The organism is Microbacterium sp. 05T445, from assembly GCF_056395865.1.
Genome location: NZ_JBFTKJ010000001.1, coordinates 731,082 through 745,030 on the forward strand (window position 1 = coordinate 731,082; position 13,949 = coordinate 745,030).

11 protein-coding genes are annotated in these 13,949 nt (G+C 70.2%); 2 read left to right on the plus strand and 9 right to left on the minus strand.

The genetic code is table 11. The features are described from left to right. Positions 1-78: 78 nt before the first annotated feature. Together AC1DDU_RS03560 and AC1DDU_RS03565 are read right to left on the minus strand one after the other, a co-directional pair. Entirely contained in the window at positions 79-1,698 is a 1,620-nt protein-coding gene (locus AC1DDU_RS03560) for an ABC transporter permease subunit (RefSeq protein ID WP_477431245.1), read from the minus strand. A gap of 75 nt (positions 1,699-1,773) precedes the next feature. Further along, positions 1,774-3,021, minus strand: coding sequence for a sugar ABC transporter substrate-binding protein (locus AC1DDU_RS03565; RefSeq protein WP_477431246.1), 1,248 nt, complete (start codon positions 3,019-3,021; stop codon positions 1,774-1,776). Between the two features lie 268 nt (positions 3,022-3,289). Between AC1DDU_RS03565 and AC1DDU_RS03570 the strand changes: the two genes are divergently transcribed. Beyond that, on the plus strand, positions 3,290-3,778 hold the full coding sequence (locus AC1DDU_RS03570) for a YajQ family cyclic di-GMP-binding protein (protein WP_477431247.1): 489 nt from the start codon (positions 3,290-3,292) through the stop codon (positions 3,776-3,778). A gap of 75 nt (positions 3,779-3,853) precedes the next feature. Here the strand turns inward: AC1DDU_RS03570 and AC1DDU_RS03575 are convergent, their stop codons facing one another. Continuing rightward, entirely contained in the window at positions 3,854-4,057 is a 204-nt protein-coding gene (locus AC1DDU_RS03575; RefSeq protein WP_026059428.1) for a cold-shock protein, read from the minus strand. A gap of 615 nt (positions 4,058-4,672) precedes the next feature. Between AC1DDU_RS03575 and AC1DDU_RS03580 the strand changes: the two genes are divergently transcribed. Further along, a complete protein-coding gene (locus AC1DDU_RS03580; RefSeq protein WP_477431248.1) occupies positions 4,673-5,149 on the plus strand; it encodes a hypothetical protein in 477 nt (158 codons plus the stop codon). A 52-nt stretch (positions 5,150-5,201) separates the two neighbouring features. Here the strand turns inward: AC1DDU_RS03580 and AC1DDU_RS03585 are convergent, their stop codons facing one another. From AC1DDU_RS03585 to AC1DDU_RS03610, 6 genes are all read right to left on the minus strand, one after another. Next, positions 5,202-8,189: an alpha-mannosidase gene (locus tag AC1DDU_RS03585; RefSeq protein ID WP_477431249.1), complete on the minus strand. Its 2,988-nt coding sequence runs from the start codon at positions 8,187-8,189 to the stop codon at positions 5,202-5,204. A gap of 16 nt (positions 8,190-8,205) precedes the next feature. Continuing rightward, complete coding sequence (locus AC1DDU_RS03590) at positions 8,206-9,021, minus strand: carbohydrate ABC transporter permease (protein ID WP_477431250.1); 816 nt, start codon at positions 9,019-9,021, stop codon at positions 8,206-8,208. Continuing rightward, entirely contained in the window at positions 9,018-9,866 is an 849-nt protein-coding gene (locus tag AC1DDU_RS03595) for a carbohydrate ABC transporter permease (RefSeq protein WP_477431251.1), read from the minus strand. Before AC1DDU_RS03595 ends, AC1DDU_RS03590 begins: the two co-directional genes overlap by 4 nt. 89 nt (positions 9,867-9,955) lie before the next feature. Further along, positions 9,956-11,302: an extracellular solute-binding protein gene (locus AC1DDU_RS03600; RefSeq protein ID WP_477431252.1), complete on the minus strand. Its 1,347-nt coding sequence runs from the start codon at positions 11,300-11,302 to the stop codon at positions 9,956-9,958. A gap of 106 nt (positions 11,303-11,408) precedes the next feature. Continuing rightward, positions 11,409-12,626 (minus strand): ROK family transcriptional regulator, encoded by a 1,218-nt coding sequence (locus AC1DDU_RS03605; RefSeq protein ID WP_477431253.1) that lies wholly within the window; start codon positions 12,624-12,626, stop codon positions 11,409-11,411. 246 nt (positions 12,627-12,872) lie between these two features. Then, on the minus strand, positions 12,873-13,940 hold the full coding sequence (locus tag AC1DDU_RS03610) for an alpha/beta hydrolase (RefSeq protein WP_477431254.1): 1,068 nt from the start codon (positions 13,938-13,940) through the stop codon (positions 12,873-12,875). Between the last annotated feature and the right edge of the window lie 9 nt (positions 13,941-13,949).

Genomic DNA, 13,949 nt, shown 5'->3' on the forward strand with positions numbered 1-13,949 from the left:
ATCAGCGCCTCGGCGCGGCCGACGCTCTCGCCGAATTCCTCGAGCGTCGACTTCTTGTCGGAGTCGGTGGTGCTCATGTCAGTTCAGCTCCTCGAGTGCCTTGGTCCGTCGGAAGGCGATCACCGAGATCGTGCCCACGATCAGGAAGATGATGATCGAGAAGGCGCTCGCCAGCCCGTAGTCCGCCTTGGACCCGACGAACGCGACCTTGTAGACCATCGTGATCAGGATGTCGGTGGCGCCGACGTTCATGTCGGCGGTGACGTCGCGGGGCCCGCCGCCGGTCAGCATGTAGATCAGGCTGAAGTTGTTGAAGTTGTAGGCGAACGACGCGATCAGCAGCGGTGCGACCGCGACGAACAGCAGCGGCAGCTTGATGTTGCGGAACACCTGCCAGGCGCTCGCGCCGTCGACCTTGGCCGCCTCCTGCACGTCCTCGGGGATCGACTGCAGCGCCCCCGTGCAGATGAGGAACATGTAGGGGAAGCCGAGCCACAGGTTCACCAGCAGGATGCTGAACTTCGCCAGCCATTCGTTGGTGAGCCAGGGGATGTCGGCACCGCCGAAGAGGACGACGTTGATGAAGCCGAACTCCTGGTTCATCATGCCCGCCCACACCAGCGCCGAGAGGAAGCCCGGGAACGCGTACGGGAGGATCATGATGACCCGGTAGTACTTCTTCGACTTCATGCGCGGGTCGTTGAACACGATCGCGAGGAACAGGCCCAGCGCGAAGCAGGTGAACACCGACAGGAACGCGAAGACGAACGTCCAGACGAGCACCGAGAAGAACGGCGCCCTGATCGACTCCTCGGTGAACGCGCGGACGAAGTTGTCGAAGCCGACCGTGATCTGCCAGCCGGGCATGAGCTCGGTGCCGTCGGGGGCGGTGAACGCTCCCGTGCCGATGTCGGAGTACACCGTCCCGGTGCGGGTGTCGGTCATGGTGCCCGCGGCCTCGTCGTACGCGAGGCTGGAGAGGTACACGTAGGCGACCGACCCGTCGGGCGTGCGCAGCGAGCCGTCGTTCGGGTCGTCGCTGATCGGGACCGCCATGTCGGCGATCGCCTCCTGGTTCGCGACGATCTGCGAGAAGTCCAGGGTGTTGTAGCCGGGAACCGCGACGGCCTTGCCGCCGTCCATCTCGGCATCGTCGACGGGCTCGAGCGGGCGGTCGGTGCCGCCGAGCTCGACATCGCCGTCGGGGTCGGTGACCAGGAACGAGAACTCGCCCAGGCGCTCGACGATGGCGAGGTCGTACGCCGGCGAGTCGGGCACGCGCTCCTGCGCGGAGAGCATGAGCGCGTTGACCGCGCTCTCCTTGGAGCCGTTGTGGCCGGTGCCGTAGTTGGTGAACGCGATGTACGCGGTGTAGCCGGCGACGAAGATCTGGAAGATCAACAGGAAGATGAGCCCGGGGATCAGGTACTTCGCGGGCAGGTTGCCGCGGCTGAAGTACACCCAGGTGGCGATGCCGGCGACGAGCACCACGGCGGCCGCGGCGACCCACTGCTCGCTCTGGAAGAGCACGAGCGCGGAGTACAGTGCCAGGGCGTCGATGAGGCCGAGCGCGACGACCTTGAAGAGCAGCAGCTTCCATCCGGCGCCGGCCGCCTCAGCGATGCGCGCGGCGCGCCTGGACTTCTTGCTGGGGGGTGTCTCGACCGCGGCTTCGCGGTCCATGGTCGGCGTCGTCATCGGCTCCTCTTTCCGAAACTGCGGGAACGTGGTGTCGGGGCGGCGTCCTCACGGACGCCGCCCCGAACCGACGGGTCAGCCGATGGCGCCCTGGATGTCGGAGGCCATCTTGTTCCACAGCTCGACGGGGTCGCCGCCGGTGCCGTTGATGATGGCCGTCTCCGTGACGCCCCAGTAGTCCCACACGGCACCCATCGCGGGGATGCTCGGCATCGGGACCGCGTTGGCGCCGACGGCGCCGAAACCGGCGGTGATCGGGTCGTTCGCGACGGCGGCCTCATAGGCGGCGGTCAGCGCCGGGGTGCGGCCGCCGACCTTGTAGAGGGCGGTCTGGACCTCTTCGCTGCCGATGTAGTTCACGAGGAACTCGGTGGCGGCGAGCTTGTTCTTGCTCTCGGAGCTCAGGAAGAAGCCCTGCACGCCGGCGAACGGCTGGGCGGCCTGGCCGCCGGCCGACGGGATCGGGTCGACGGCGAGGTTGAGGCCCGCCTCCTGCGCGGCCGGCACGTTCCACGGGCCGGTGAGGTAGAACGGCGACTTGCCGGCGACGAAGTTCTCGCGAGCGAGGTCGCCCGAGATGTTCGAGTTGAACACGCCGGCACCGGTGGCGCCCTGCGAGGCGAGCCACGTGGCGAACGCCTGGCCGCCGGCGTTGCCGATCTGCAGGTCGTCGGGGTTGTAGCTGCCGTCGGCGTTGGTGCCGAACACGGGGGCGCCGAACGAGGTCTGGAAGGGGTACAGGTGGTACGGGTCGGCCGCCTCGGGGTCGAGGCCGACGAGGAACGCGTACTCGGTACCGGCGGCCTTGCCCTTGGCGATCATGTCGTCGTACGAGGTGGGCGCCTCAGGAGCGAGGTCGGTGTTGCGCAGCAGGCCGATGTTCTCGATCGCGTAGGGGACGCCGTAGATCTTGCCCTCGTAGCTCCACGCGTCGACGGCGACCTTCTCGTAGTCGGATGCCGCGTCGCCGAGCTCGACCGGAGCCACGACGCCGTTGGTCACGAGCGTGCCCAGCCAGTCGTGCGCGCCCACCGCGATGTCGGGGCCCTTGCCGGTCGGCACCTGCTGCACGAACTGGTCGCGGATGTCGCCGAACTCCTTCTGGACGAGCTTGACCTTCACGCCGGTGTCGGCGGTGAAGTCCTTGGCCGCGTCTTCGAGGACGGTGGCACGGTCGGCGTCGACCCAGACCGTGATCTCCCCTGCCGACTTGCTGTCGTCGCCCGAGTTCGAGTCGCCTCCGCTCGCGCAGCCGGCCAGGGCCAGCGCGGAAACAGCGGCGATCGCGCCGAACGCCGCGATGCTCCTCTTGTTCACCTTCATTGGTGGGTGCCTCTCTTGAGTGCTGGTGTGGTGCCGACCTTCACGCTCTCGCCGAAGGTCTTCGAGGCCCGCAATACTGCAAGCGCTTACATTCTGCATGACGCCACGGATGCTGGCAACACGGCCTCTGAGAATCGATATCTCGCCGTGACTTTCGACACTCATGGAATCGCTTGCAAGGATCATGACCGGACCGGAGCATCACCGCAACCGCTTGCAGCGGCATCGGTTCCCCGTGCCTGCGGCACCCCGCCGATAGAATGCCGCCATGGCAGATTCCTCGTTCGACATCGTCAGCAAGGTCGACCACCAGGAGGCCGACAACGCGCTCAACCAGGCCCGCAAGGAGGTCGAGCAGCGCTACGACTTCAAGGGCACCGGCGCCTCCATCGAGTGGAGCGGCGAGGCGATCCTGATCAAGGCGAGCAGCGAAGAGCGCGCGAAGGCGGTGCTGGACGTGTTCCAGACGAAGCTCATCAAGCGCGGCATCTCGCTGAAGAGCCTCGAGTCCGGCGAGCCCGTCGCCGGCGGCAAGGAGGTGCGCATCACCTCCACCATCAAGGACGGCATCTCGTCCGAGAACGCCAAGAAGATCTCGAAGATCATCCGCGACGAAGGCCCCAAGTCGGTGAAGTCGCAGATCCAGGGCGACGAGCTGCGCGTGCAGTCGAAGTCGCGCGACGACCTGCAGGAGGTCCAGCGCCTCCTCAAGGCGGCCGACCTCGACGTCGACCTCCAGTTCGTCAACTACCGCTGACGCCGCGGCGCGTCCAGGCAAAGAAGAACCGGCCGGCCCCCGAGGGGGCCGACCGGTGCAAAGCGTGATCGGGGATCAGAGCGGCCGGATGTTGGCGGCCTGCATGCCCTTGGGTCCGCGCTCCGCGTCGAACTCCACCTTCTGGTCCTCGCGGAGCTCCTTGAAGCCCTCGCCGGTGATCGCGCTGAAGTGCGCGAACAGGTCGGCCGAGCCGTCATCGGGAGCGATGAAGCCGTAGCCCTTCTCGGAGTTGAACCATTTCACGGTGCCAGTGGCCATCGTGTCTTTCCTTCTTCTGCTGGGGCCGCGTGAGCGGCCGGGGGTGCCGTTCCGGTATGTACGGAACGAACGATGGGTGCGCCGGGCGTGCGCGGGTGCGATCGCCGGGCGGATGACGGGGGTGCCGGTGGCACGGTGGGGCGACGACTGGAGACCGGCCTCGACGGCGGCGAACGCGAGCTCGCGGCTGGCGTGCACGCCGAGGTGGGTGCCGATGGCGCTGTGCGCCTCGTAGCCGTGGGCGGCGCCCGCGACGAAGCCGGCGTACTCGTCGCCGACGGTGGCGACGAACACGTCGTGTGCGGCCTGACGCCAGGCCGGCGAGGTTACTTGTGCTGATGTGAGGGGGAACATGCTGTTCTGGGATGCCGCTTCGGACCGGTGACGGTGACGGAGGCGGGGAAGTCGATGTGAATGAGCGCTGCCCGATGGGGCGCGGCGTCGTGGGATCTGCTTCTCTACGATGAGGCAGAGGGAAGAGGACGCGATGAAGGCCGGATCTCGGCCCCCAGAGCGTAGCATGCCCGACCCCCACAGAAGCTGAACGCCGGCCGTGGAGCCGACGATCCGCTGTCGGCGCGCCACCGGGCGCCGTCGACCGCTAGCCTTCGGGGCATGCGCTTTCTCCGGGCCGTGCTGTCGGCCGTCGTCGCGACACTGCCGGTGCTGGTCATCCTGCTGATCCCGACGCTCGTGCGCGGGGATGCCGGCTCCCTTCAGCTGAGCGGGATCGGCAGCACCGTGCTGAACGCGGCGTTCATCGCGGCGATCATCCTCATCCCGAAGGTGAACGGCTGGCTCGATCCCGAGGTGCCGGACTGGTCGTCGGCGACGGCGATGGCGGCGACGGGACGCGTGTGGCGCAACCGAATCTGGCTGGCGCTGCTGGCGGTGCTCGCGCTCCTGGCCATCTTCGCGGCGGGGCAGACCGCGGCGTACCTGCTCTCGCAGAACTCGCCCGCCGTGGTGGACGGCGCACTCGACTACACCCGCTTCCTCGCGCAGGAGCTGGTCGTGTACCTCCTCGGCTACGTGCTGTCGCTCACGACCTATGTGCTGCTCATGCGCGTGCTCGCGCGGTCGGCCGGCTGACGGCGTCACACGGCGACGGATGCCGGGGCCACCGGCATCCGCTCCTCCGGCGTCACGCGCGCCGCGCACGGAGCGTGACGATCTCGAACGGGCGCAGCTGCAGTGACACCTGCCCGCCCGCCGCGGGCTCGGCCTGCGGGTCCTCGAGGAGGTCGGTGACGACGACGTCGGCGACATCCGCGTCGATGACGACGGATGCCGCCGCCCGGCGCCCGTACGCCTCGTAGAGCCGCACGATCACGTCTCCCGAGCGGTCCTCGGCGAGCTTCACGGACTCCACGACCACGCCGTCGCCCTCGACCCGCACGAGGGGCGCGACCTCCGCGCCGCCGGGCCGCAGGGGGAGGTTGCGGCGGTAGCCCTCGGCCACGGCGTCCGGGATGGACGCGCCGACGCACAGCGACGTGCGGAACACGTGCAGGCCCTGGTCGGCGTCCGGGTCGGGGTACAGCGGTGCCCGCAGCAGCGACTGGCGCACCAGCGTCGTGGTGCCGCCGCCCTCGCGGGCATGACGGGTGATGTCGTGGCCGTAGGAGGCGTCGTTGGAGACGGCGATGCCGAACCCCGGCTCGCCGACGTGCACCCAGCGCTGGGCGCTCGTCTCGAAGCGGGCGGCATCCCACGACGTGTTGCGGTGGATCGGGCGCACGACGTGCCCGAACTGCACCTCGGACGCCGCATCGGTGGTGTGCACGTCGAGCGGGAACGCGAGCTTGAGGAGCCGCTGCCGCTCGTGCCAGTCGACCTCCGTGACGACGTCGAGCCGGGCGGCGCCCGCCGCCACGCTGAACTCCTGCACGACCGTCGACGCCCCGAACGCGCGGGAGAACCGCACCGCGACCCGCTGCGGCGTCTCCTCGACGACCTCCACGGACCGCACGTCGGCGACGGCCTCGCCGTGGCGGCGGTAGTTCTCGTCGACGTCCCAGGCATCCCACCGCGCGGGGGTGTCGCGGAACACCTGCAGCTCGGCCGCGCGCCCGCCCGGCGCGATCGCCTCACGGCCGGTGGCGGCATCCGTGGCCGAGGTCACGCGACCCGCCTCGTCGAGTACGAACCTCGCGCGGGCCGTGGCCAGCACGAAGCCGCCGTCGTGCCGCTCCAGCCGGGCGTCGTCGCCGAGCGCGCGACGCCCCGAGCCCAGCGCCGGCACGCCGTCGACGGGATGCGGCGCCGCGTTGAACCACATGTCGCCGCCGGCGGTGTCGCCGAGCGCCGCCACCGCATCGGCCACGACCCGCTCGGCCGCCTCGGCCACCCGCGCGTATCCCGCCTCGGCCTCGCGGTGCACCCAGGCGATGGACGAGCCCGGGAGGATGTCGTGGAACTGCTGCAGCAGCACGATGCGCCAGGCCTCGTCGAGCGCGTCGTACGGGTAGGCCGCACCGGCGCGCGCGGCGGCCGTCGCCGCCCACAGCTCGGCCTCGCGCAGCAGGTGCTCGCTGCTGCGGTTGCCGCGCTTGGTGCGCGCCTGCGACGTATAGGTGCCCCGGTGGAACTCGAGGTACAGCTCCCCCGCCCACACCGGCGGGTGCGGATACTCCGCCCGGGCGTCCGCGAAGAACCGGGCCGGTGAGTCGAGGCTCACGCGCGGCGAGCCTTCCAGCGACGCGGTGCGATGTGCCGCCGCGAGCATCTCGCGGGTCGGACCGCCCCCGCCGTCCCCGAAGCCGAACGGCACCAGCGAACTGTTGGCGGCGCCCTTCTCGGCATACTGCCGCTCCGCGCGGGCGAGCTCGCGCGCGGTGAGCTCGGCCGCGTACGTGTCGACCGGCGGGAAGTGCGTGAACATCCGGGTGCCGTCCAGACCCTCCCACTCGAACGTGTGGTGCGGGAACGCGTTGGTCTCGTTCCACGAGATCTTCTGGGTCAGGAAGGCCCGGATGCCGCTGCCTGCCATGATCTGCGGCAGCGACGCCGTGTACCCGAACGAGTCCGGGAGCCAGCCCTCGCGGGCGGTGACGCCGAACTCCTCGCGGAAGAACCGCTGCCCCCGCACGAACTGGCGCACCAGCGCCTCGCCGCCGGGGAGATTGGTGTCGGACTCGACCCACATGCCCCCGACCGGCACGAACCGGCCCTCCGCGACGCGCTGCGCGATGCGTGCGAACAGGTCGGGGTAGAACTCCTTCACCCACGCGTACTGCTGCGCCGACGAGCAGGCGAAGACGAGCCGCGGGTCGCGGTCCATGAGGTCGAGCACGTTGGAGAACGTCCGCGCGCATTTGCGGATGGTCTCGCGCGCGGGCCACAGCCAGGCGGAGTCGATGTGGGCGTGACCGACGGCGGTGACGCGGTGGGCGCTGGCGGTCGCGGGGGCGGCCAGCACCGCCGAGAGCGCGGCACGCGCGTGGGATGCCGTCCCGCCGACGTCCACGGGATCGGCCGTGTCCACCGCGCGCTCGAGCGCACGCAGGATCTGCGCCGCGCGCACCGAGGAGGCCGGCAGCGTGGCGTACAGGCCCCGCAGCACCGCGATGTCCTGGGCGAGCTCCCAGGTCTCGGCATCCCGTCGCACGAGGTCCGCCCGCCGCAGCGTGTAGATCGGGGCGTCGCCCGCGGTGGCCTTGTCGCCGAGCGGGGTGGGCGCGAAGGTCCAGCCGGCGCCGATGTCGGGGTTCGAGGCCGCCTCCACGAGCAGGTCGATCTCGTGCCCGGAAACGGGGACGTGCCCGTTGCGCGGCTCCAGCGCCTTGACGATGCGCCCGTCGGCGGTGAACACCAGGCCCTCCGCCTGGAACCCCGGCTGCCCCGCCTGGAACCCGAGGTCCACGACGACCTCGCATTCCTCCGCACGCCACCCGGCCGGGAGCGTGCCGCGCAACCGGAACCAGGTCGTGCCCCACGGCCTGCCCCACGGCATGCCGGCCGCGAAGGGGGTGAAGGGCTGCACGGACGCCTCGGCGAACGGCACGGGCTCGTCGGGCGCCTCCCACGCGGTGATCTCGAGCGGCACGACCTCCCGCTCGATCGCCGGCATCACCCGCTCCCGGAGGAACCGGTCGATGCGGGCGAGGACGAGGGTGGAGTCGTCGAACATGGGTTCCTCCTGGGGGTCAGCCCTTGACGGCGCCGGCGAGGGCGAACGAGCCGCCGATGCCGCGCGAGACGAGCAGGTACAGGCCGAGCACGGGGGCCGCGTACAGGATCGAGAAGGCGGCCAGTTGCCCGTACTGGATCACGCCGTTGAGGCCGAAGAACGAGTAGATGCTCACCGACAGCGGCTGCAGGCTCGGCGAGAGCAGCAGGATGAACGGCACGAAGAAGTTCCCCCATGCCTCGATGAACGTGAAGATGAACACGACGGACAGCCCCGGGCGCAGGAGCGGCACGACGACCATCGCGAGAGCACGCAGCCGCGACGCGCCGTCGACCCACGCGGCCTCCTCGAGTTCGAGCGGGATGCCGTCCATGAAGTTCTTGGTCATCCAGACCGCCATCGGCAGGGCCGTCGCCGCGAGGAAGAGCGTCGTCGCCGGCAGGGAGTCGAGGATCCCCAGCTGCACGAACAGTCCGTAGACGGGCACCATGATCGCCGTGATCGGCAGGCACGTGCCGAACAGGATCGTCATCATCAGGCTGCGTCCGTAGCGCAGCCGGTAGCGGGACAGCGGGTATGCCGCGAGGACCGCGCACACCACGCAGGTGACGGCGACCCCCGTGGAGATGAGGATGCTGTTGCCCAGCGGCAGCAGGAACGTCTCGACCGTGAACACGTCGGAGAAGTTCTCCAGCGTCAGCGTCGTCGGCAGCGCCAGCCGGTTCGTCGCGTCGGGGTCGACGGACGCCAGGAACAGCCACGCCAGCGGGATGAGGAAGCACAGCCCCACGACGACGAGCGCGATGGTCGCCGCGGTCCGGCGGGGCCTCACGACACGCTCCGTCCGAGCTGCAGCGTGCGGGTGTACAGCGCCGCGAAGGCCGCCCCGACGATGAGCATGACCGCCGCGACCGCGGTGCCGTAGCCGATCTCCCCCATCTTGAAGGCCGCCTGAAACGCGAACACGGGCAGCGTCGTGGATGCGCCGAGCGGCCCGCCGGCGGTCATCGTCCAGATGAGGGTGAACACGGCGAGCGTCTGCAGGGTGATCAGCATGAGGTTGGTCGCGACCGAGCCGCGGATCACCGGCAGCACGACGCGGAAGAACCGCTGGCCGGCCCCGGCGCCGTCGATCATGGCGGCCTCGGTGAGTTCGGCGGGGACGCCGGCGAGGGCCGCCTCGTAGACCATCATCGAGAAGGCGGTGCCGCGCCAGATGTTGCCGAGCACGATGGCGGCCATCGGCGCGACGAACAGCCAGTCCGTCGGCGGGACGCCCGCGAGGCCGAGAAGCTGGTTCAGGGTGCCGCCCGGGGCGAAGTAGGCGTACAGCACGAACGCCGCGACCAGCTCCGGCAGCACCCACGTCAGCACCACGATGGCGCGTACGACTCCGCCGACGGCGCGCGAGCCCCGCCGCAGCAGCAGCGCGAGCGACATCCCGAGGACGTTCTGTCCGATGATCGCCGAGGCGACCACGAAGACCACCGTCAGCCACAGCGCCCGGAAGAAGTCGGGGTCCTGCACGAGGCGGGCGTAGTTCGCGAAGCCGACGAACTCGGGATCGCGGGCCTGCGGTCCGCTCAGCGCCATGTTCGTGAACGACCCGTACAGCGCCCACAGGATCGGTCCGGCGAAGAAGACGAGCAGGAGCGCGACCGCCGGAAGGATCGGCACCGAGCGGATCCAGGTCCGACCCCCTGACGCAGCCGCCCTCCCTGTTCGGGGTGCGCCCTCGGGCCCGGAACCGCTCGATGCCGAGACTGTCACCGCCGCGTCGTGTTTTCCTCGCCGACGATGGCGATCACGGCCTCGTCGTAGGTGGCCGACGCCTCCTGCGGGGAGACCCCGCCGACCACGACGTCCTCGGTGGCCTTCTGGAGCGCGATCGAGATCTGCGGGTAGTCGACGGTGGAGGGGCGGAAGTGCGTGTACGGCACGGCTGCCGACACCTCGTCCATGAACGGGTTCGATGCGAGGTACGACGGATCCGCGGCGACGTCCGCGCGCGCCGCGAGCTGGGAGTTCTGCTTCGCGTAGGCGAGGGCGTTCTCCTTGCTCAGCGCCATCGCGAGGAAGTCGAACGCGAGCTGCGGCTCGTCGCTGTTCGCCCCCACCGCGAGCGTCCAGCCGCCCGACACGCTCACGTACCGGTCGCCGTCGCCGTGCTGGGTCGGGAACAGCGCGACACCGAGGTCGGCCTCGTAGGAGGGCCATTCGTATGATCCGCCGGCCTGCCAGAACGAGGGCAGGTACGACCCCTCCACCGCGCCGCCGATCCGCGACTGCGGGAAGTCCTCGCCGAGGATGACCTGCCACACGTTGGGGTCGAGCGCCGCCTGCGGCGTGGTCGCGTAGCCCTTGTCGTAGAGCTCTTCCAGGAACGCCAGCGTGTCCACCTGCCCCTGCGAGCCGATGACCCACTTCCCGCTCGAAGCGTCGTAGAACTCGTCCCCGGTGCCCAGCAGCAGCGGGAGGATCGACGAGGTGGCCGCCCCCTCGCCCATGCCGGTGCCGATGTACATGTTGAAGGGCACGGCATCCGGAGCGGACGCCTTCACCTTCGCGGCCGTGTCGAGGATGTCCTGCCAGCTGGTCGGCTGCCACGGCACCGTGACGCCGGCGGCCTCGAGGATCGGCTTGCTGTACCAGATGACCCGGGTGTCCAGCCCCAGCGGGACGGCGTAGGTGCCGTCGCCGCCGTCGCCGGCCGCCTTCGCGGCGTCGCTGTACTGCTCCCAGTCGGGCCAGTCGGCGAGGTGGTCGTCGAGCTTGAGCAGGTACCCGGCGCTGGCGTCGGCCTGGACCGTGTAGCTGTCCTCGTAGAAGACGTCGGGCGCGGTCTCGGCCGAGCGGTGCGCGAGCTGCAGCTTGGTCTTGTAGTCGTCGTCGCCCGCCTTGACCGGCTGGAGTTCGACGGTGACTCCCGGATTGGCCTTCTCGAACTCGGGCTTCACCTTCTGGAAGAGGTCGTCGAGCGCGGTGAACGCGTCGGTGCTCTCGTACATGACCGTGATCGTCGGACCCTGCTCGGACTCCCCCGCCGAGCATCCTGCCAGCGCCACCGCCCCGATCGCCATCGTGGACAGCGCGATCGCTCCCGTACGTCGCATCGGTACCCCTTCGTAGCCTCGCGTTCGCGCCGTCCCGGCTCCGGCAGACTTCCGGAGGGCGGCGTCGGCTAATACTACAGCGAATGGATTTATTCGGAAACCCCTCTCACCGTGCGATCAGAAGGCCTTCCGGTCGCGGGGAGAACGCATGGTCGAGCACGAGGCAGGCCGCCCCGATCGCGGCGACATCGTCGCCGAACTCCGACACCTCGAACTCGATCGGATGCGGCGCGATGCGGTAGCGCGATTCCCGCACGCGATCGGGCACGCGCTCCATCAAGAACCCGCCGGCGGCGGCGAGGAACGGCCCGCCGAAGATCACCCGGTCGATGTCGAGCATGTTGATCAGCTGGACGAGCCCGGTGGCGATGTCGGATGCCGCGGCATCGAGCAGTCCCGCCGCCGGCTCCTCCCCGCGGGTGGCGGCCTCCGCCAGCGCGGCGAAGCGTCCACGGACCTCCTCCGTGCCCGGCTCACCGTCGTACGCGGGCAGCACGCCCGCGGCCACCGCGCGGTCGACGATGTACCGCGGCAGGACGGCGGCACCCAGGGTGCGCACGGTCCCCGTGCCCTCATCGCCCACCATGAGGTTGCCGATGTCGCCGGCGTTGCCGCTGGCTCCGCGGATCACGTTGCCGTGGAGCACGAGCCCCGCGCCCACGCCGGTGCCGAAGTAGAAGAACGCCACGTTGCCGCGGCCCTCGATCGTGCCCGCCCACCGCTCGGCGACGATCGCCGCCGTGACGTCCTTCTCCACGAGGACCGGCATCCCGAGCCCCGCGGCGAGCGCGTCTCGGATCGCGACGTCCTTCCAGCCGCGCAGCAGTGGGGGCTCGAGCAGCGCGCCGGCGGTGAGGTCGATGGGTCCCGGCGCCGCGACTCCCGCACCCATCACGCGGGTGCGATCGACACGGGACTCCCGCAGCAGCTGCTGCGCGGTCTCGATCACCTCGGCGATCGCCGCAGGCGCGTCCCCGGAGGCCGGCATCGGGATGGTGCGGTCGGCCACCACGCGCGAGGCGAGATCGAGCAGCACGACGGTGACGACGGTGGGGTCGAGATGGATGCCGAGGGCGTAGCGTCCGGTCGGTTCGAGGCGCAGGATGGTCCTCGGCTTGCCGACGCCCACGACCACGGTGCCGGCGTCGACGATGAGCCCCTCGTCCAGCAGGCGGCGGGTCACGTTGGACACCGTCTGCGGGCTCAGTCCCGTCTGCTCGGCGAGCTCGACGCGGCTCACGCCGTCCGCGGAGCGACGGACCGCGTCGAGGATCACGGTCTGGTTGTAACCACCGACCGCCGGAAGGTTGGCTCCGGCCTGCATGAGCGCTCCCGTCGTCCCACCGAGATTACCGCGGCAGGCGCCTCAGGCCGACCCGGCGCCCGGCGACGCGCCGCGACGACTCCGTCGCAGACACGTAAGAGGCCCCGGGTGCTGGGGACACCCGGGGCCTATCGTCGTCAGCTCTCGCCCGTCACCCCCCGGTGAGCGGCACGTGACGACGGGGTAGGGAAGGAGACTTGGGGAGGGCCTTCCCTGAGAGACGCTGGGGACGTCTCGCATACGATCTTAACCGGACAGCAAGACTTTCTCTGTCCCCTCTTCGGGGGACATTGGCAAATCCCTGGATATGTACGCCGCGAGCCAGCGATCGAGCTGCGCGAACGCCCGCGCACGCGGAGCGGGACGCGAGAGGAACACGTCGTGGATCGCCCCGTCGATGCGCGCGACCGTGACGACCTGTCCGATCCGCGTCGCCGCGCGGGCGATGTCGTCGACGACGAGGACGGAGTCGGTCGAGGTCATCGACTCCTTCCACGACAGCGGCGGCGTCGAACGCGCCGACAGCAGGACGAGGGCGGGGCATCCGACTTCCACGCCCCCGGCCACGCGCCGGTGTCCTTCCATCACCGCCGAGAGCCACCCCGGCGCGGTGGGAAAGCCCCGGTCCGGCCGCCACACGGCGCGCTCGGGACTCGTCGGCAGGCTTCCGATCTCCTGCTGCGCGCGGGTGTAGTAGCCGACGTCGACGGCCGGCTGGGTGCCGCGCGGATCCAGTCGCGCCCGCATGTCGACCAGCGGCGCGAGCGCCTGCCTGCCCAGCGTGCCGAGCTGCAGTTCCAGCCAGGGACTGTTGAGGACGAGGGCGGATGCCACGCCGGGATGCCGCGCCGCCCACAGCGTGAGGGTGAGCCCACCCGTGGAGTGCCCGAGCAGCACGAGCCGCCGACCACGACCGGTCTCGCCCTGAGGCACGTCGGGATCGCGGTGACCCATGGCGCTCAGGGCGGCGGCGATGTCGAGGTCGTAGTCGTCGAGCGAGTCGATGTAGCCCGGCGTCTGCCCCTCGCGCAGGCTCCGTCCGTAGCGGCGAAGGTCGAGGGCGTAGAACCGCGCCCCCCTGCGGGTCCAGAACTCCGCCACGTCGCGCTGGAAGAAGTAATCCGACCACCCGTGGACGTACAGCACGTCGACGTCGCGCAGCTCACCGAACAGCCGCGCGAGCGGATGCGGCAGGCTGCGCACCAGCGTCGCCACGAGCGGCCCGTGAAGACCGTCGACGCCGAGCGGCAGCGTCGACTGCTCGAACGGCTTCCCCAGGATGTCGGGGACCCACACGGAGGCTTGCGAGGCCATGGCCCCAGC